The sequence below is a fragment of the Streptomyces purpurascens genome (assembly GCF_045040895.1).
GTDB lineage: Bacteria > Actinomycetota > Actinomycetes > Streptomycetales > Streptomycetaceae > Streptomyces > Streptomyces purpurascens.
The window spans coordinates 7,596,416-7,613,625 of record NZ_CP108341.1; the positions used below are offsets into that span (position 1 = coordinate 7,596,416).

The window sequence follows — 17,210 nt, forward strand, 5'->3', positions numbered from 1 at the left end:
GGCGGCGCTCGCACTCGCTGAGCCGCACCCTTCCAACCCGACCGACACCGACCGCCGACGGCAGCGGTGATCAACTCCTTGAAGACGGCGGCCCGGAACGGCTCGCCGATCAGCGTCTCCGGCATCGCCCGCCTTGCCGGCGTGGACCGCACGTTCCTCTACCGCCACCGAGACCTCCTCGCCCTAGTGCACGCCGCTGAACTCGAACCGGCCGGCCAGGACGGCACGGGAGCCGCCCCGGTGAGCCGTATCTCGCTGGCGCTCTCAACCCTGTTCCACTGTCCGTTGGGGTTGATGAGTCTCACGACAAGGAAGGCCGACGCGGCTTCGTCGCAGCCGTGACAACACCACTGCGAAGTGACAACCATCGCGGCAAGGCACAGCTGCCGCTGGCCACGACTGCCTTGGGTGAGACGGCTGTCCCGTCTCAAATGATCTGGTCTCGGACCAGCCCTGTGACCTGTGACGACCAGATCTGTTGAGACGCCCAGAGGCCGGAAATCTCAGCTGATGTGGTCCAGGCTCAACGAATTGACCGCCGCTGGCGGTAGGCCTTCTGGCGGCAGCGGTGAGAGCACGTGCGGCGTGTGGCCTGGCCGCGTCCTGGCGGGAGGGGGCCATGCGGACCATGCAGGTCAACGTGCGCGGGGGTTGGGTGTCAGCGGAATGGGGTGAAGCCGCCGTTTCCGGTGCAGTTCCTCCTGGTCCAGAGCCTGTCGCCATCCGTGCTGCCATCCCGGGTCCGGCTGCCGACCGGACGCGGCCTCAAGACACTTGACCTTGCCCAGAGGACAAGGCCGACCGTGACTGTGGCGACCAAGCCGACGAACTGAGTGCGTTCGGCTCTGCCCGAACCCGGACGAGAGGAACCCGCATGGACGACGACGCTCTGCTGACAGAGCAGATGGCCTACTACCGGGCCGGAGCGGCCCAATACGACCGGCCCTACGCAGAGTACGAAGCCCTGCAGGAGTTACTGACTGTCGTCGATGACCTCCCGATTACCGGGGACGTACTGGAGTTGGCCTGCGGAACGGGCCAATGGACCCCGAGGCTCGCCGCTCGGGCGCAGTCCGTGACGGCTGTCGACGCGTCACCCGAAGTGCTGGCCCTCGCCCGTGCGCGCACCACATCCCCCACCGTCCAGTTCCTTGAGGCCGACCTGTTCCAGTGGCAGCCACCACGACGCTACGACACCGTGTTCTTCGCCTTCTGGCTCTCCCACGTCCCGCCGACACGGTTGCCCGACTTCTGGAACACCGTCGCCACCGCGCTAGCGCCGGGCGGCAAAGCGATCTTCATCGACGACGGCCCCGCCGCAGCCGCCTACGAGGAAGTCCTCGCGGACCAGCCGACCCCGACGGCGCTTCGCCGGCTCGACGACGGCAGCCAGTACCGCATCGTGAAGGTATTCCACGATGGCCAGACGCTTACGGACGACCTCACAGCGCAGGGGTGGTCGGTCCGCATCCGGCCCATGGCCGGGAACTTCATCGGCATCGCAGAACCGCTGACTACCGCCGGCCCAGGCGAATCGGACCAGAACACCTGAGACAGAGACCAGATCGATAGAGACGGGACAACGGCGACTGAGTTCGTTGAGAACGGACAGTTCGTGTCCTTCGACAACGAAGTTAGTCGCGCGCAGCGCGCTGGCCTGCGTCGACTGGATTGGATGTCAACCCGGCGGTCGAAAGCCTGGATCATTGTGTCGGAGCGAATGCTGGATGCGGATGGTGCACGACATCTGCCGTGTGCTGACTCTGGGCGCTGCCCACCTGTCCGGGTCAGCCGCGTTGCAGGCGGGCACGCAGAACGGCCCAGTGGCGCAGGCGTTCGGTGATCTGGGCTTCGTAACCGTTGCGGGTGGGCTGGTAGTACGTCTCGTGGTCCATGCCGTCGGGGAAGTAGTCGGCGCCGGAGAAGCCGTCGGTGGTGTCGGGGTCGTACTGGTAGTCCTTGCCGTAGCCGAGGTCCTTCATCAGCCGGGTCGGGGCGTTGAGTATGTGGGCGGGCGGCATGAGTGAGCCGGTGCGGCGGGCGGAGCGGTGGGCCGCGTTGAAGCCGCGGTAGATGGCGATGGACTTGGGGGCCGTGGCGAGGTAGACGACCGCTTGGGCGATCGCCAACTCGCCCTCGGGGGAGCCGAGTCGCTCGTACACGTCCCAGGCGGCGAGGGCCTGCTGGACGGCGTGCGGGTCGGCGATGCCGACGTCTTCGTTCGCGAAGCGGACCAGGCGGCGGGCCACGAACAGGGGGTCCTCGCCGCCGTCGAGCATGCGGGCCAGCCAGTACAGGGCCGCGTCCGGGTCGGAGCCGCGCATCGACTTGTGGAGCGCGGAGATCAGGTTGTAGTGGCCCTCCTGCGCCTTGTCGTACAGCGGGGCGCGCTGCTGGATGTGGTGGGCGAGCGCGGCGGTGTCCAGGGGGATGCCGGGGTCCGGGAGGGCCTGGAGCTGTTCGGCCATGTTGAGGAGGTAGCGGCCGTCGCCGTCGGCCATGGCGATCAGGGCGCGGCGGGCGTCGTCGTCCAGGGGCAGCCGGTGGCCGGTGAGGTCTTCGGCGCGGTCGAGGAGTGTGGACAGGGCGGCTTCATCGAGGCGTTTGAGGACGAGGACCTGGGCGCGGGAGAGGAGGGCGCCGTTGAGTTCGAAGCTCGGGTTCTCCGTGGTGGCGCCGATCAGGGAGATCGTGCCGTCCTCGACGTAGGGCAGGAAGCTGTCCTGCTGGGCGCGGTTGAAGCGGTGGATCTCATCGACGAACAGCAGGGTGCCCTGGCCGATGGTGCGCCGGCTGCGCGCGGCGGCGAAGACCTTGCGCAGGTCGGCCACGCCGGAGAAGGTGGCCGACACCGGTTCGAAGGCCAGGTTGCTGCCGTCCGCGAGGAGGCGGGCGATGGTCGTTTTCCCCACGCCGGGCGGGCCCCACAGGATGGCGGAGCCGAGGCGCTGCGACGCGACCATGCGACCCAGTGGGGCGTCCGGGGCCAGGAGGTGGTCTTGCCCGACGACGTCTTCCAATTGAGTGGGACGCAGGCGGTCGGCGAGTGGCCGGGCGGGCTCCTCGTCGAAGAGCGGCAGGGTCGCTTCGGTCGGTTCCATCGGTCTCTCGGATCGCAGGCGGAGGTGTGCGGGCGTGGCGAGCCTTGCACGGGGCACTGACAGGCGCGGGCTCAGCGGCTCGTGGGCGCGCTCGCGGCGCTCATCGGGTACGGGGGAGGCCGCGCCCGGGCAGCCGCTCGACGGCCAGGTCGTAGGAATCCTCGACTGCGTTGGTGACCAGCCGCTTGGTGATGCCGGGGCCCGGTCCGAGCGAGATCCAGTGCCGTTTGTCGAGGTAGCGGCCCGGTGTGATCGAGGCATAGCCGTGCACGTGCGCGCGGGCGTGTTCCGGCTCGCACTTGACCGTGATGATCTGCTCGTCCGGGTCGTCGGTGACGATCAGGAACACCTTGCCCGCGACCTTGTACACGTCCAGGTGCTTGGTGAACGGGTAGCCGTGGTCCGTCCCGGGCAGCGCGAGGGCCGCGTGGCGGGCGGTGTCCTGGAGGCGGTCGCCGGCCGCGCTCACCGGGCCGCCCGCATGCGGCTGCCGTAGGTGTGCGGGTCGACTGGCCGCTCGGCCTTGGGCAGGTGAGCGACGACGAGTCGGTATGAATCGGTGACGAGCTCGTCGACGAGTTCCTTGTCGACGTCGTCCCCGCCCTCCAGGGTGATCCAGTGCTTCTTGTTCATGTGGTAGCCGGGGGTGATGTGGCTGTACTGCTCCCGCAGGGCGTGGGCCTCGCCGGGGTCCGCCTTGAGGATCACGACGGGGCGTCCCGGGACCTCTGTCATCAGCATGAACACTTTGCCGCGCACCTTGAAGACCTCCCAGACGTCGCCGAAGGGATGCTCCAGCTGGGCTCCGGGAAGCTCCTCGGCGCAGTCGGCGGCGGTCTTGTGCAGGGTCGTTCCGTTCATGGGGCGTTGCCTTCCTCACGAGGTGGTCCCGGCGGCACCCCCGATTCTTCCTTTGAAGCTGACAAAGAGGGCAGTAGGCTGCGGACACGTGATGGTCGACAAGCGACACCTCAGCCGGAGCGGACAGGCCGGGCCGGCCGCGGTCCCGTTGTACGGTTTCCAGCCCCCGGTCGGCACCCCGTACGGCCTTGAGGTGAGCACCGTCGAGGACTTCTTCGCCCAGCATGACGACTGGCCGTGGAACCCGGCACGTCCGGGCCGCGCCACCTTCCACTACCTCATCGCCGTCACCGAGGGCGAGCTGCGGCACGACGTCGACCACCTCACCTGGACCATCGTCCCCGGCCAGTGGCTGTGGGTGCGCCCGGGGCACGCGCAGTGCTGGCATCCGCCCGGCACCGCCCGCGGCCCGTTCATCCTGTTCGAACCGGATGTACTGCGGCCCGACATCGCCCGCCTGCTGGCCCCGCTCACCGCACACGAGGCTCCTGCCGTGCTGAGCCCGCACCCCGACGACGCCGCCTGGCTCCAGCAGACGGCACTCCAGCTTCTGGACGAACACCGCGCACTCGGGCGCCGCCCCCTCGACGTCCACCACGCCCTGCGGCGCAGCCTGCTCGAATCGCTGCTGCTGCGCCTCGCCAACGCCCCCGGGATCACCACCGCCGACAGGAGTGCTGGCACGCGCCGTGGTGACGCCTACGGACGGTTCGCGGACGCCCTGGAGCTGCACTTCCGCGAACTGCACCGGGCCGCGGACTACGCCGAGTTGCTCGGCTGCTCGGTCCGCACCCTCAGCCGCGCCGCCCGGGACGCCACCGGCAAGGGAGTACGCGAGCTCATCGACGAGCGGCGCCTGCTCGAAGCCCGGCGCCTGCTGGGCAGCGCCCGTTGGGATGCCCGATCCGTGGCCGGCCACCTTGGCTTCACCGATCCCGCGAACTTCGGCCGCTTCTTCCGCGACCGCACCGGTCTCACCCCGGCCGCCTTCGCGGCCCGCGCAGTGAGGACCGACGCGTGATGGAAAACGCGGCGCAGGCCCCTTGCCCGTCAGGAGGCGATGGCTCCCGGCGTGGTCAGTCCGTGGTGAAGCTGGACAGCAGCGCAGCGGGGTAGCGACTGCCGGCCGAGCCGTGGGGAAGGATCTCGGTGATGCGGGCCAGATCGGCGGCGGAGAGCTGGACGTCGGCGGCGCCTGCGTTCTCCTCGAGGCGCTTGGTGCTGCGGGTGCCGGGGATGGGCGCGATGTCCTCGCCCTGGGCGAGCAGCCAGGCCAGCGCGAGTTGAGCGGTAGTGATGCGCTTGGTGGCGGCCAGATTCTTGAGCTGTTCGATGGCGCGCACGTTGTACGTGTAGTTCTCGCCCTGCCAGCGCTCGTCCCAGCTGCGCATGTCGTCCGCCGGGTACTCGCTCGCGGGCTTGACCTGGCCGGCGAGGAAGCCGCGGCCGAGCGGGGAGTAGGGCACCAGGCCGATGCCGAGTTCCCGCAGAACGGGAAGGATCTTCTCCTCGACCTCCCGCTCGAAGAGCGAGTACTCGTACTGGAGCACGGAGACCGGGGTTACGGCGTGGGCGCGGCGGATGTACTGGGGGCCGACGTTGCTCAGGCCGAAGTGCTTCACCTTGCCCTCGGCGATCAGGTCGCCGACCACGCCGGCGACTTCCTCGACCGGTACGGCGGGGTCGGAGATGTGCTGGTAGAAGAGGTCGATGTGCTCGCTCTGCAGGTAGCGCAGGCTGTTCTCGGCGACCTTGCGGATGTTTTCCGGGCGGCTGTCGAAGCCGGGGCTGTGCAGCGGGGCGGTCATGTCGAAGCCGAACTTGGTGGCGAGGACCACCTCGTCGCGGAAGTCCTTGACCGCCTTGCCCAGGAGGATCTCGTTGCTGCCGGTACCGGCGCCGTACAGCTCGGCGGTGTCGAAGAAGTCGATCCCGACTTCGTGGGCACGGCGGATGGTCGCGATGCCCTCGTCGTCGTTCGAGGCGCCGTAGCCCATGGACATCCCCATGATCCCCAGGCCGAGCGCCGAGACGCGCAGACCCTGAGAGCCCAGATTGCGGTGCTGCATTGAGTTCACTCCCTCAGTGTTTCGTCGGCTTCACCCACAGAGGCCAAACCGAACTGTTCTGTTTGACACTACGCGCCAATCGCCCGGATGCCAAACCGAACGGTTCGGTGCCTTATCCTCGGGTTATGTCCCCGTCCCGCGACTCAGGCCAGACCGCAGCGCCCACCGCCTCCGGCGGCGACACCACGCGCGAGCGCATCCTTACCGCCGCCATGGAGGACTTCGCCCGCCACGGCATCGCCGGCGCCCGCGTGGACCGCATCGCCAAGCTCGCCAAGACCAGCAAAGAACGCGTCTACGCCTACTTCCGCAGCAAAGACGCGCTCTATGCCGCTGTCGCGGCACGGGAGTATGTCGTCATCGCCGAGGCCACCCAGATGGACCCGTCCGACCTCCCTGGCTACGCGGGCCGGCTGTTCGACTACTTCGTCGCCCGACCGGACCACCACCGCCTGATCACCTGGGGCCGCCTCGAACTGCCGGGCACCACAGCCGGTGCCGACGATCCCGACCAGGCAGTGATCGCCCGCAAAATCGACCAGCTCCGCCGGGTGCAGCAGGCTGGACAACTCGACCCCGCCTGGGACCCGGCCGACGTCCTCGCCCTGGTCAACCAGATCGCCATGACCTGGGCGTCGCAACCCGAACTCAGCGAGGCCGCCGCCGCACACGCCGTGGACCCCACCACCGCCGCCCGCCGCGCCGCGGTGGTGACCGCAGTCGAGCAGCTATTCCCCCGAGCGCACTGAGGCCCCCGGACCGGCGGCCGCCCTGCGCGAACAATCCGTGACGGCGCCGACCGCTCTTGCCGCTCAAGTCGAGGGATCCGGGCTCAGTCGTCCAGGACGACGACGTGTTTGCCCGGCGTGGTGCCGGACTCGAGGTCGGCCTGGGCATCACGGACCTGTTCCAGGCCGTGGTAGACCTTCGCGACCGGGACCTTGAGGCTCCCCGCGGCGATGGCCTGGAGCTGGTGGGCGAAGACGTCGGCCGGCAGGTCGGCGGCCTCGCCCGCGTAGCTGGTCAGCCGCACCCCGCTGGGGATTATGAACGGGGTGAAGTCGGGGATCGTCCATTGCCCCGCCAGGGCTCCGGTGAAGCAGACGGTGCCGTGGCGGCGGACGGTGCGGAGGGTCTCGGCGAGGACTGAGCAGCCCACCAGTTCCAGTGCGGCGTCGACGCCGTCCGGCATCAGCTCGCGCACCTGGTCGGCGATGGTGCCGTTGTCGACGAGGGGATGGTCGACGCCCACGGCCGTGAGTTCCCCGGCCCGGTCCGGGCTGCGGGTGGTGGACAGCACGGTGGCTCCGAGGTCCTTCGCGATGGTGGCCGCGCTCAGCCCGACTGTGGAGGTGCCTCCGCGGATCAGCAGCGTCTGCCCCGCCCGTAGGCCCAGGCCGGTGGCGAGGGAGCCGTAGGCGGTCTGGAACATCTCCGGCAGGGCGCCGACGAGGTCCCACGGCAGGCTGGTCTCGAATGGGATGACCTGCGCCGTGGGGACGGTCACGTACTGGGCGTACGAGCCGTCGAAGGAGCGGCCCATGTTGCCCATCATGGTTGCCACCTGCTGTCCCGGCCGCAGTCCGCTGGCCTCGTCGGTCTCGTCGACCACGCCGACGCCCTCGATGCCGGGAACGCGCGGGTAGGTGACCTCTGCATCCGACTCGCCCTTGCGGGTGGTGATCTCGGACTCGTTGACGCCGAACGCCTTCATCTGGATCCGCACCCAGCCGGGCTTACGTACGGGCACCGGCACATCCTTGATCTCCAGTGCGTCCAGGCCGCCGGGCCGGGTGACGACGACGGCCCGCATCGTCGCCGGTGCGGCGTCGCCGGCTGCTGTCCCTTGGCTCATACCCAGCTCCTTTACCGTGTTCGTCCCCGGGTGGCTCTGTGCTGTTCCGCATGTCCGTATTGCCCGATGGCCGTCAGGGACGGTCGATGCCCTCCCACAGGCCGAGGGCCGCCTGGTAGTGGGCGCTCGCCTCGAAGGGAGGGTTGCCGACGCTTTCCGAGGTCGGACGGTCCGTGACGGCGGGCCACAGACGGGACTGCTCGCCGGTTACGAAGTCGAGCAGGATGTCGCGGATACGCGTGTCACGCTCGTCCTGCTCGGCACTGCGGCCCGGCTTTTCCTGGCCGACCAGGGCGTACATCTCGGTGCCGTGTACGGCGGGCGCGCCCTCGGCGGGCCCGATCACCAGGAGATGGGCGTTGCCGCCCGCGGAGGCGTGGGCCAGGGCACCGCGGGCGGCGGGGAGCGCGAATAGGTAGTCCGCCATGAGCGCGGCGCGAACCTCGGCCGGGGTACGGCCGCCCTGGTCGTAGGCATGGACTATCTTCTTGGCGCGGGAGCGGGAAATGCGCCACCCCGCGACCTCGTCGGTGACGCGGTCGAGCGTGTGCGGGTCGAACCGGTCGAGGTCGTTCGCCACCCACCAGCCCATGTCGTCGCTGGCCATGCTCAGCAGCACGTCGACACCGCGGTGCGCGCCCGAGGCCAGGACGTCCATGGGGTGGGCGTGCACCACCGCGCCGGGCTGTCCGATGTCCAGGACGACGCCGGTGGCCTGGTTGTCCACCCCGCCACGGACCCCGAGATCCGTCGGGGCGACCTTGTTCAGGGCGGCCACCAGGGAGGCCGTGTCGAGGTCGATCAGCTTGTCGGGGTTGTCTGCGACACCGAGTTCCGTGACGAACCGGTGCGCAAGCTCCTCGGCCCACCAGGCCGGGATGGAGCGGGCGGGCCCGCCGGAGAACCCGGCCAGGCGCCGGTACAGGCCGTTGGCGGAGGAGGCACTGAGCAGCCCGAAGGTGGTATAGGCGCCGCCGCTGTGGCCATAGACGGTGACGTTGTCGGGATCGCCGCCGAAGTGGGCGATGTTCCGCTGGATCCAGATGAGCGCGGCGATGGCGTCCTGCAGGAAGAGGTTGCTGGCCTCGGCGAGCCGCCCGCCGTACTGCGAGAGTGAGAGCGCGCCCAGGGCGCCGAGCCGGTAGTTGATCGACACGCCCACCACGCGCCCCGTCGCGGCGAGGCCAGCAGCGTTCGAGGTGATCTGCGTGTTCGCGCCGTACTCGAATCCGCCGCCGTGGATGTACACGGCCACCGGCAGCGCCTCCCTGGCCGGCTGCTCGGGAGCCCACACGTTCAGGTTCAGGCAGTCCTCGCCCATCCCGCTGTCCGCTTCGAGCCAGTCACCGCTGTCGGGCTGGACGGAGACGACGTCCTTGCGGTCATAGGGGAGGTCCGGATCGAACTCCGCGACCACGGGGCGGCGGTACCGCTCGGCGATGGCGTACGGGATTCCCCACCAGGACCGTACCCCTGGTGCAGTCGGAGCCTTGGGTGTGGTGGCGGCCATGACATGTCCTTCCGGCGCGGTTCGGGTGATGTGGGAGGGCGCCACGGCGGCTGATTGCTCGCCGTGGCGCCCTCCCATCCTTCCCCGGGATCCGACAAATCGCCCGGCGGAAGCGGTCACCCGATGGTCACCAGGTGACACTTTGGCGCTCCTCTTCTTCGTCATCCACGGCTCCTGCGTCCCTGCCGCCCCGGGCGGCACTCCGCTGCCCCTCAGCGTCGCCGCCCCGTGCAGGCTCGGTGGCGTCGCTGTCTACGACGGCCGTGACCTATGCATGCGGCTCGGGTATGGGGCTCGTACTTCACCGCTTCAGGGAGAGGCGGCTGGGGCCGCTGTCTGCGCCTCTGGGTTCCCTACTCGTGCTGACGCCGTTCGAAGTCGCGTGTATCTGATGTAGTGCCGAATGCTGCGGTAGGTGACCAAGTAGTCGTGGTGGTCCATGAGGTCTGTCCAGATCTGCCTACCGTTGAGCCCTCTGCTGATCATGCTCTCGATCAGGTCGGGGAGTCCGCCTGTGATGAGGTCGCCCAGTTGACCCGACTCGGTGGCGGTCAGGCGTGGGATCTCCAGGGCCAAGCGGATGTCCCCGCAGTGGAGGTTGTAGCGCTTGGCAAGCGTGCGGACTTGCGTGCCTTTGAGGGCCTCTTGGGTGATGCGGTGGGCCAGGCCCTGGCGCGAGGTGAAGGGATTCTTCATGGGAAGGCGTCGGCGTGGTCTGTTCGTGCCGCCCAGGGCGTTCGCGTGCCGCTGCCGGCGCTGGTGCTGGGAGCCCTCAAGGCATTCCGGGCTCTCCAAGCCGAGGAGAGGCTCGCTCTGGGGGAGGCGTACACGGTGTCGGGCTACGTGCTGGCGCATGAGGCGGGCGACGCCTTCACGATCAAGCAACTTCGCCGACGCGCGTACCGGCTTATGGAGCTTCTCGGGCTCCGTCGCGTCAGGCTCTACGACGCACGCTCGTCGTGCTTCACCTTCCTGGCCAACAACGGCGTCCCGGACCACATCCTCGCGCGATGGGCCGGACATACGAACGTAAAGACGACCAAGCGGTGGTACGTCAAGCCGGATGTAGAAGATCTTCGCGGAGCCGCCACCACTTGGGATGGCCTGCACGGGGGTGCGGCAGAGGGGCAAGAGTGAGCCACGCGGACTATGAGCCGAGCAACTTACGCGCCGTATGGCCTGCAGGATCGGGGCGAAGTGGCTTCGGAGTCCGCTTGCTGGTTTTGGACCGGTGGCGGCAACTGAGAGCATCCGGCTACGGCCAAGCCTTCTACCAAGCGTTCACCGTGTGGTGATTAAGCTGCTGTTGGGGGGATTTCGGAAGGTTTCCATGTGGATCACGCCGAGCTTCGTTCGTGCCACCACACTCGATGCTGCTTCCTGAACCGCCTGGAGGCCGTGATCAAAGAGGAAAGCGTTGCTCGTAGCGACTGAAGGAGGGCACGCGCCCGGAGGGCCCACTGCCGACACGGCCACAAGTACATGCCGGGGAATGTATACCTGGGTTCTCGTTGGCAGGACCGGAGCGGGGCAAGGCCCGCTAGGTCCACCCCGGCGATGTGACATCTCGTGACAGATGAGAGGCTCAGACGGGTGAGCGAGACACCACCGAACACCCTGCAATACCGCTTTGACGGGCCAGAAGACGCTCCCGTCCTGATCCTGGGTCCCTCACTGGGTACCACATGGCACATGTGGGACCGCCAGATCCCCGAGCTGATCAAGCACTGGCGCGTCTTCCGGTTCGACCTGCCGGGACACGGCGGCGCTCCCGCGTACCCGGCGGGCTCGGTCAACGACCTCACCACACGGCTGCTGGCCACCCTCGAAGGGCTCGGCGTGCAGCGCTTCGGCTACGCGGGCTGCGCGCTCGGCGGCGCGGTCGGCATCCAGCTGGCCCTGCGCCACCCCGAGCGGCTCGCCTCCCTGGCGCTGATCGCGGCCTCGCCCCGCTTCGGCACGGCCGACGAGTTCCGGCAGAGAGGCGTGATCGTCCGCACGAACGGCCTCGACCCCATCGCCCGCACGTCGCCCGAGCGCTGGTTCACCGGCGGGTTCGCCGCCGCGCAGCCCGCGATCACCGAGTGGGCCGTGCAGATGGTCCGCACCACCGACCCCGGCTGCTACATCGCCGCCTGCGAGGCGCTCGCCTCGTTCGACGTCCGTGCCGAACTGGGGCGCGTCGGCGTACCGACCCTGGTCCTCGTCGGCTCGGACGACCAGGTCACCGGCCCCGCCGAGGCCCGCACCCTGGTCGCCGGCATCCCGGACGCCCGCCTCGCCGTCGTCCCCGGCGCCTCCCACCTGGTGCCGGTGGAGCAGCCCGCGGCGGTCACCGACCTCCTGGTGCGGCACTTCTCCACCGCCTGGCAGCCCGCCTTCGAGACCTCCACCGGCCAGACGGCCCTGCCCGCGGCCGCCCTCAAGCCGGTCCTGTCCCCGGCACCACCGCAGCCCCTCCAGACCGGGCCCGTCGCCGAGATCGCCCCGGTCGTGGCACCCCAGGGCCAGGGGCGGCCCGACCCGTACGACGCCGGGATCAAGGTCCGCCGCGAGGTGCTGGGCGACGCGCACGTCGACCGGGCGCTGGCGCAGGCCGACGACTTCTCCGGGGACTTCCAGGAGTTCATCACCCGCTACGCCTGGGGCGAGGTCTGGGACCGCCCCGGGCTCGACCGGCGCACCCGCAGCTGCGTCACCCTCACCGCCCTGGTCGCCGGCGGTCATCTGGACGAGCTGGCCTTCCACACCCGGGCCGCCCTGCGCAACGGCCTCACCCCGGGCGAGATCAAGGAGGTGCTGCTCCAGGCGGCCGTCTACTGCGGCGTCCCGGCCGCGAACAGCGCGTTCAAGGTCGCCCAGCAGGTCATCCGCGAGGAGACCACGCCCCAGGAGTGAGGGCGCGCGCGACCCGGGAGGCAGGATGGAGTCATGAAGCTCACGAAGATGTCGCACGCCTGCGTCCGCCTCGAGAAGGACGGCCGGACCCTCGTCCTGGACCCCGGCGGGTTCAGCGAGGAGGACGCCGCGCTCGGCGCGGACGCGATCCTCGTCACCCACGAGCACCCCGACCACTTCGACGAGTTCCGGCTGCGCGCCGCGATGGAGAACAACCCGGCCGCGGAGATCTGGACCCTGCGCTCGGTCGCGGAGAAGATCTCGTCCGCCTTCCCCGGCCGGGTCCACACCGTCGGCCACGGCGACACCTTCACCGCCGCGGGCTTCGACGTCCAGGTCCACGGCGAACTCCACGCGGTGATCCACCCGGACATCCCGCGCATCACCAACATCGGTTACCTCGTCGACGGCGGCAAGGTCTTCCACCCCGGCGACGCCCTCACCGTCCCCGACCACCCGGTGGAGACGCTGATGCTCCCGGTCATGGCCCCGTGGAGCAAGATCTCCGAGGTCATCGACTACGTCCGCGAGGTTCGGCCACAGCGCGCCTACGACATCCACGACGCCCTCCTCACCGACCTCGCGCGCCCGATCTACGACCGTCAGATCGGCAACCTGGCCGGGGCGGAACACCTGCGCCTCACCCCCGGGGCGTCGGCCGACCTCTGAGGCCGACCTCTGAGGCCGGCCTCCGAGCGTCGGCCTCCGAGGCCGGGACGGCGTTGTCAGACCCTCCGGGTAGGTTGTGGGACATGCGCATCGCGACCTGGAACGTGAACTCGATCACCGCCCGCCTGCCGAGGCTCCTGGCCTGGCTGGAGAGCAGCGGCACGGACGTGTTGTGCCTCCAGGAGGCCAAGGTCGCCGAGGAGCAGTTCCCCGCGGAGCAGCTGCGCGAGCTGGGCTACGAGTCGGCGGTCCACGCGACCGGCCGGTGGAACGGCGTGGCGGTGCTCTCCCGCGTCGGCATCGAGGACGTGGTCAAGGGCCTGCCCGGCGACCCCGGGTTCGACGGCTCGGTGGAGCCCCGCGCCATCTCGGCGACCTGCGGCCCGCTCCGCGTCTGGTCGGTGTACGTGCCGAACGGCCGCGAGGTGGACCACCCGCACTACGCCTACAAGCTCCAGTGGTTCGAGGCCCTCAAGGCCGCCGTCGCCGGTGACGCGGCCGGCGGCCGCCCCTTCGCGGTGATGGGCGACTACAACGTGGCGCCGACGGACGACGACGTCTACGACCGCGCGGCCTTCGAGGGCGCGACCCACGTCACCGCCGCCGAGCGCGCCGCCCTGGCCTCCCTGCGCGAGGCGGGCCTGTCGGACGTGGTCCCACGGCCCCTGAAGTACGAGCACCCCTTCACGTACTGGGACTACCGCCAGCTCTGCTTCCCGAAGAACCGCGGCATGCGCATCGACCTGGTGTACGCCAACGCGCCGTTCACGAACGCGGTCAAGGACGCGTACGTCGACCGCGAGGAGCGCAAGGGCAAGGGCGCGTCGGACCACGCGCCGGTCGTGGTCGACCTGGACGTGTAGCCCACAGCGGCCGCGAGGTGACCGGCTCACAGCGGCCGCAAAACGACCAGCTCACAGCATCCGCAGGTCCACCGACTCCGCCAGCGCCGCCAGCCCCGCGTCCCCGGGGTGCAGGTGGTCGCCGCTGTCGTACGCGGGCAGCATCCGCGCGGGGTCGGCCGGGTCGCGTACGACGGCGTCGAAGTCGAGCACCCCGTCGAAGACACCGCCTTCGCGGATCCACTCGTTCACCGCGACCCGCTCGGCGTCGACGGCTGCCGTGCACCGCGTCTCGCCCTCGCACGGCAGGATCGTCGCCGCGAGCATCCTGAGCCCCCGGGCGTGCCCGCGCGCCGCCAGCTCCCGCAGCCCTGCGATCACCTGCTCCGCCGAGGTGCCCCAGCGCACGTCGTTGACGCCCTCGAAGACGATCGCCGTACGCGCCGACGGCTGGGCGAGGACGTCCCGGTCGAACCGGTGCAGGGCACTCACCCCGGCCGTGTCCGTGGACACCCCGTCGCCCGGATACCGGTCGGTGACCACACGATTGCCCGAGACGCCCTGGTTCAGCACCCCGTAGCGCGGCACGGCGCTCTGCCGCAGCAGCCGCGTGGCCAGCACGTTCGGCCACCGCCGGTTCGCGTCCACCGTGGACTTGTCGCCGTCGGTGATCGAGTCCCCGAGCAGCACCACCGACCCGGGCCCGCCGCTCACATCGACCCCGGCGAGCAGCGGCCAGCTGGTGATCACCGAGGTGTACGCCCCGGCGGTGCCGTCCGCCGCGTGGTCGCCGGGCTCGCTGACGTACGACCGCTGCTGCGCGAGCCGGTGCAGGGGCGCCGCCGGCACCGCGCCGGGCAGATGGAAGCTCACCAGCAGGTTGGCGTCCGACGGCACCGCGAAGCCCAGCGGATCGCTGTACGCCTGGGCCCCGGCCGGGATCTCCACGCCTTCCTCACCGGCGAAGGACAGCGGCACCGGCGTCCCGCGTGCCGCCGCGCCCGAGGCCTGCACGGCGACCGTCGCGCCGCCGATCCGTACCGGGGCCGCCGCGAAGGTGTTGTCGAACCGCATCCGCACCCGGGGCCCGCCCGCCGACGTGCGCACCACCAGCCGCAGCGTCCGGTCCGTCCAGGGCCCCACGGCCGCGTAGCCGCCCGTCGACGTCGTCCAGCTGCCCGTCCAGCCCTGCGTGGCGGTCCGTACCGACACCGCGAAGACGTGCAGTCCGGCGGCGCGCGGCAGCCGGACCGAGGCGAGCTCGCGCCCCGGCGTCAGCGGCACCGTCACGACGTACAGGCGGGCCTGCTCGGCGAGTTGCCCGCCGGGCGTGTTGATGTGCGGCAGGGCCACCGCCTTCGTGGCGAGCGGCCCGGTGCGCCAGTCGGGCGCGGTCAGCCGGTAGCCGGAGCGAGTGCCGTTCGCGTACGTGACCGTGCCGGGGCCGCCCGCCTCCGTGCCGGCCGTGCCCGCCACCAGGAAGGCGAGGGCGTCCCCACGCCCCGTGACACGGACGTCCTGTCCGGCGGCGCGGACGTTGTCCGGCTCGCCCGGATCCCGCCGCGGCCAGGTCAGCCGGGCCCCCTGGACGGTCAGGGTGCGACCGGGCGCCCAGCCCGCGGCCGTGAGGTCCCGCGCCGACAGGGAGGCGCCGGCGCCGTCGAAGTCGGCCGCCGCGGGCCGGCTGTCGTCGCTGACGGCGATGTTGTCGAACAGCCGCTCAAGCGGCACCGGCGCGGCCCGTCTCTCCTCGACGGCCTGCGCCGACACCGCCGACAACAACGACCCGCACAGGGTCAGGACGACCAGGACCCCCCGGACACATCGGCGCACGGCCGACTCCTCCCGCTCATCGACACACGACGCGACAACACCGAACGCAGGGACGGAACAGAAGACACCATGAACGCCGAGACACAAGACGCACGGTGAAGCTAGAGAGACAACAGGGACTCGTCAACGCGCCATGCGCGAACTCGGCGTGAACTCGACCGTCATCGAAGGCCCGCGCGCCTGTGGTGCGTACGGCGGTACGAATGACACGCTGGACGTATGAACATCCCTTTCCTGGGCAACCGGCGCCAGAAGGTCGGGTTCCCCGACCCCGCGGGCATCGCGGACCTGCTCGCCGAGTGCGAACTGCTCCGCTCCCAGGCGTCCCGGGCGGGGGTCCGGCTGGACGACTCGGCGGCCTCGCTGGAGGCGCTGGACCAGCTGCTGCCGCGCTGGCGGGACGACGAGGAGACCCTGGCCTGGCTCGGCAACGACGCCGGGCTCTACCTGGGCACCGTCATCGTGCGCACCGTGCCGGGAGCCGCCTGGGAGATCCGTTCCGACGGCCAGCCCGTCGTGCGGCTCACCTCCGGCAGGGAGTTCGACGTCGTCGACTCCGGGCACGAGTGGGCCGCGTACGGTGTGCCCGAGCTGTCGCAGCTGTACGCCGAGGTCGCGGAGGCGTGAGGCCCATGAGCGTACCCTTTGAGCCAAAGTGCGATGTAAATACGGCTAATGATCGAAAAGTGCGTGTCGCCCGACAAGTCCGATCTTGCCTGGATACGTTGCGGCAACCACCACACAGCTGAGAGTGAGTAGGGCTGAGTATGGCCGTAGATCCGCTGATCGAGCTGCGTGACGTCAACAAGCACTTCGGGGAGCTGCATGTCCTGCGGGACATCAACCTCACCGTCGGCAAGGGGGAGGTGGTCGTGGTCATCGGCCCCTCGGGGTCGGGAAAGTCGACACTGTGCCGGGCGATCAACCGGCTGGAGACCATCGAGTCGGGGACGATCGTCCTCGACGGACAGCCGCTGCCCGAGGAGGGCAAGCCCCTGGCCCGGCTGCGCGCCGACGTCGGCATGGTCTTCCAGGCGTTCAACCTCTTCGCCCACAAGACCGTCCTGCAGAACCTCTCCCTGGGGCAGATCAAGGTGCGCGGGCGCAAGAAGGAGGACGCCGACAAGCGCTCCCGGGAACTCCTCGACCGGGTCGGCGTCGCCGACCAGGCGGACAAGTACCCGGCACAGCTCTCCGGCGGCCAGCAGCAGCGCGTGGCCATCGCCCGCGCCCTGGCCATGGAGCCCAAGGCGATGCTCTTCGACGAGCCGACCTCGGCCCTCGACCCGGAGATGATCAACGAGGTGCTGGAGGTCATGAAACAACTGGCCCGCGACGGCATGACCATGATCGTCGTCACGCACGAGATGGGCTTCGCCCGCTCGGCCGCCAACCGCGTCGTCTTCATGGCCGACGGCGGGATCGTCGAGGACCGCACCCCTGACGAGTTCTTCACCAACCCCACCAGCGACCGCGCCAAGGACTTCCTCTCCAAGATCCTCAAGCACTGAACGGGCAGGCACCGGACGGCTCATCGGATCGGACCTCGACTACGATGTGCCCTTCATCCCT

General features: G+C 69.9%; 17 protein-coding genes. 10 read left to right on the plus strand and 7 right to left on the minus strand.

All coding sequences use genetic code 11. The features are described from left to right. Window positions 1-78 precede the first annotated feature (78 nt). Both OHU35_RS34575 and OHU35_RS34580 read left to right on the plus strand, forming a co-directional pair. Complete coding sequence (locus OHU35_RS34575) at window positions 79-342, plus strand: hypothetical protein (protein WP_405508093.1); 264 nt, start codon at window positions 79-81, stop codon at window positions 340-342. Between the two features lie 532 nt (window positions 343-874). After that, window positions 875-1,552 (plus strand): class I SAM-dependent methyltransferase, encoded by a 678-nt coding sequence (locus OHU35_RS34580; protein WP_405508094.1) that lies wholly within the window; start codon window positions 875-877, stop codon window positions 1,550-1,552. Window positions 1,553-1,787: 235 nt separating this feature from the next. Here the strand turns inward: OHU35_RS34580 and OHU35_RS34585 are convergent, their stop codons facing one another. The 3 genes from OHU35_RS34585 to OHU35_RS34595 form a co-directional block, all read right to left on the minus strand. Beyond that, entirely contained in the window at window positions 1,788-3,101 is a 1,314-nt protein-coding gene (locus tag OHU35_RS34585; protein WP_189721250.1) for a replication-associated recombination protein A, read from the minus strand. Between the two features lie 100 nt (window positions 3,102-3,201). Then, window positions 3,202-3,570, minus strand: a complete 369-nt coding sequence (locus OHU35_RS34590) for an MmcQ/YjbR family DNA-binding protein (RefSeq protein ID WP_405508096.1) — start codon at window positions 3,568-3,570, stop codon at window positions 3,202-3,204. Then, window positions 3,567-3,962: an MmcQ/YjbR family DNA-binding protein gene (locus OHU35_RS34595; protein WP_189721246.1), complete on the minus strand. Its 396-nt coding sequence runs from the start codon at window positions 3,960-3,962 to the stop codon at window positions 3,567-3,569. Before OHU35_RS34595 ends, OHU35_RS34590 begins: the two co-directional genes overlap by 4 nt. A gap of 88 nt (window positions 3,963-4,050) precedes the next feature. Here OHU35_RS34595 and OHU35_RS34600 point away from each other — a divergent pair, with 88 nt between their 5' ends. Continuing rightward, on the plus strand, window positions 4,051-4,983 hold the full coding sequence (locus OHU35_RS34600) for an AraC family transcriptional regulator (RefSeq protein ID WP_229872747.1): 933 nt from the start codon (window positions 4,051-4,053) through the stop codon (window positions 4,981-4,983). Window positions 4,984-5,038: 55 nt separating this feature from the next. Here the strand turns inward: OHU35_RS34600 and OHU35_RS34605 are convergent, their stop codons facing one another. Next, the gene (locus OHU35_RS34605) at window positions 5,039-6,031 is read right to left on the minus strand and encodes an aldo/keto reductase (RefSeq protein ID WP_189721242.1); all 993 of its coding nucleotides are present in this window, start codon (window positions 6,029-6,031) and stop codon (window positions 5,039-5,041) included. A 125-nt stretch (window positions 6,032-6,156) separates the two neighbouring features. On the opposite strand from OHU35_RS34605, the gene OHU35_RS34610 reads away from it, so the two are divergent. After that, entirely contained in the window at window positions 6,157-6,780 is a 624-nt protein-coding gene (locus OHU35_RS34610; protein ID WP_405508098.1) for a TetR family transcriptional regulator, read from the plus strand. Window positions 6,781-6,863: 83 nt separating this feature from the next. Here the strand turns inward: OHU35_RS34610 and OHU35_RS34615 are convergent, their stop codons facing one another. Both OHU35_RS34615 and OHU35_RS34620 read right to left on the minus strand, forming a co-directional pair. Beyond that, entirely contained in the window at window positions 6,864-7,886 is a 1,023-nt protein-coding gene (locus OHU35_RS34615; protein ID WP_189726298.1) for an alcohol dehydrogenase catalytic domain-containing protein, read from the minus strand. Between the two features lie 73 nt (window positions 7,887-7,959). After that, entirely contained in the window at window positions 7,960-9,396 is a 1,437-nt protein-coding gene (locus OHU35_RS34620; RefSeq protein ID WP_405508100.1) for a carboxylesterase family protein, read from the minus strand. Between the two features lie 429 nt (window positions 9,397-9,825). Here OHU35_RS34620 and OHU35_RS34625 point away from each other — a divergent pair, with 429 nt between their 5' ends. The 4 genes from OHU35_RS34625 (at window position 9,826) to OHU35_RS34640 (ending at window position 13,826) form a co-directional block, all read left to right on the plus strand. Further along, on the plus strand, window positions 9,826-10,533 hold the full coding sequence (locus OHU35_RS34625; RefSeq protein ID WP_359887944.1) for a tyrosine-type recombinase/integrase: 708 nt from the start codon (window positions 9,826-9,828) through the stop codon (window positions 10,531-10,533). Between the two features lie 456 nt (window positions 10,534-10,989). Further along, window positions 10,990-12,294: a 4-carboxymuconolactone decarboxylase gene (gene pcaC, locus OHU35_RS34630; RefSeq protein ID WP_189726296.1), complete on the plus strand. Its 1,305-nt coding sequence runs from the start codon at window positions 10,990-10,992 to the stop codon at window positions 12,292-12,294. A 33-nt stretch (window positions 12,295-12,327) separates the two neighbouring features. After that, on the plus strand, window positions 12,328-12,963 hold the full coding sequence (locus OHU35_RS34635; RefSeq protein ID WP_189726295.1) for an MBL fold metallo-hydrolase: 636 nt from the start codon (window positions 12,328-12,330) through the stop codon (window positions 12,961-12,963). Window positions 12,964-13,046: 83 nt separating this feature from the next. Next, on the plus strand, window positions 13,047-13,826 hold the full coding sequence (locus OHU35_RS34640; RefSeq protein WP_189726294.1) for an exodeoxyribonuclease III: 780 nt from the start codon (window positions 13,047-13,049) through the stop codon (window positions 13,824-13,826). 51 nt (window positions 13,827-13,877) lie between these two features. Here the strand turns inward: OHU35_RS34640 and OHU35_RS34645 are convergent, their stop codons facing one another. Further along, the gene (locus tag OHU35_RS34645; protein WP_189726293.1) at window positions 13,878-15,638 is read right to left on the minus strand and encodes an SGNH/GDSL hydrolase family protein; all 1,761 of its coding nucleotides are present in this window, start codon (window positions 15,636-15,638) and stop codon (window positions 13,878-13,880) included. Between the two features lie 219 nt (window positions 15,639-15,857). On the opposite strand from OHU35_RS34645, the gene OHU35_RS34650 reads away from it, so the two are divergent. Further along, complete coding sequence (locus tag OHU35_RS34650) at window positions 15,858-16,265, plus strand: DUF6278 family protein (RefSeq protein WP_184588678.1); 408 nt, start codon at window positions 15,858-15,860, stop codon at window positions 16,263-16,265. Window positions 16,266-16,405: 140 nt separating this feature from the next. Continuing rightward, window positions 16,406-17,149 (plus strand): amino acid ABC transporter ATP-binding protein, encoded by a 744-nt coding sequence (locus OHU35_RS34655; RefSeq protein ID WP_189726292.1) that lies wholly within the window; start codon window positions 16,406-16,408, stop codon window positions 17,147-17,149. Window positions 17,150-17,210 lie beyond the last annotated feature (61 nt).

Excerpts from the sequence above, each read along its gene's own strand:
- OHU35_RS34580 (WP_405508094.1), top strand. The coding sequence starts at position 875 with ATGGACGACGACGCTCTGCTGACAGAGCAGATGGCCTACTACCGGGCC.
- OHU35_RS34585 (WP_189721250.1), bottom strand. The coding sequence starts at position 3,101 with ATGGAACCGACCGAAGCGACCCTGCCGCTCTTCGACGAGGAGCCCGCC.
- OHU35_RS34595 (WP_189721246.1), bottom strand. The coding sequence starts at position 3,962 with ATGAACGGAACGACCCTGCACAAGACCGCCGCCGACTGCGCCGAGGAG.
- OHU35_RS34605 (WP_189721242.1), bottom strand. The coding sequence starts at position 6,031 with ATGCAGCACCGCAATCTGGGCTCTCAGGGTCTGCGCGTCTCGGCGCTC.
- OHU35_RS34610 (WP_405508098.1), top strand. The coding sequence starts at position 6,157 with ATGTCCCCGTCCCGCGACTCAGGCCAGACCGCAGCGCCCACCGCCTCC.
- OHU35_RS34615 (WP_189726298.1), bottom strand. The coding sequence starts at position 7,886 with ATGAGCCAAGGGACAGCAGCCGGCGACGCCGCACCGGCGACGATGCGG.
- OHU35_RS34620 (WP_405508100.1), bottom strand. The coding sequence starts at position 9,396 with ATGGCCGCCACCACACCCAAGGCTCCGACTGCACCAGGGGTACGGTCC.
- OHU35_RS34635 (WP_189726295.1), top strand. The coding sequence starts at position 12,328 with ATGAAGCTCACGAAGATGTCGCACGCCTGCGTCCGCCTCGAGAAGGAC.
- OHU35_RS34640 (WP_189726294.1), top strand. The coding sequence starts at position 13,047 with ATGCGCATCGCGACCTGGAACGTGAACTCGATCACCGCCCGCCTGCCG.
- OHU35_RS34650 (WP_184588678.1), top strand. The coding sequence starts at position 15,858 with ATGAACATCCCTTTCCTGGGCAACCGGCGCCAGAAGGTCGGGTTCCCC.
- OHU35_RS34655 (WP_189726292.1), top strand. The coding sequence starts at position 16,406 with ATGGCCGTAGATCCGCTGATCGAGCTGCGTGACGTCAACAAGCACTTC.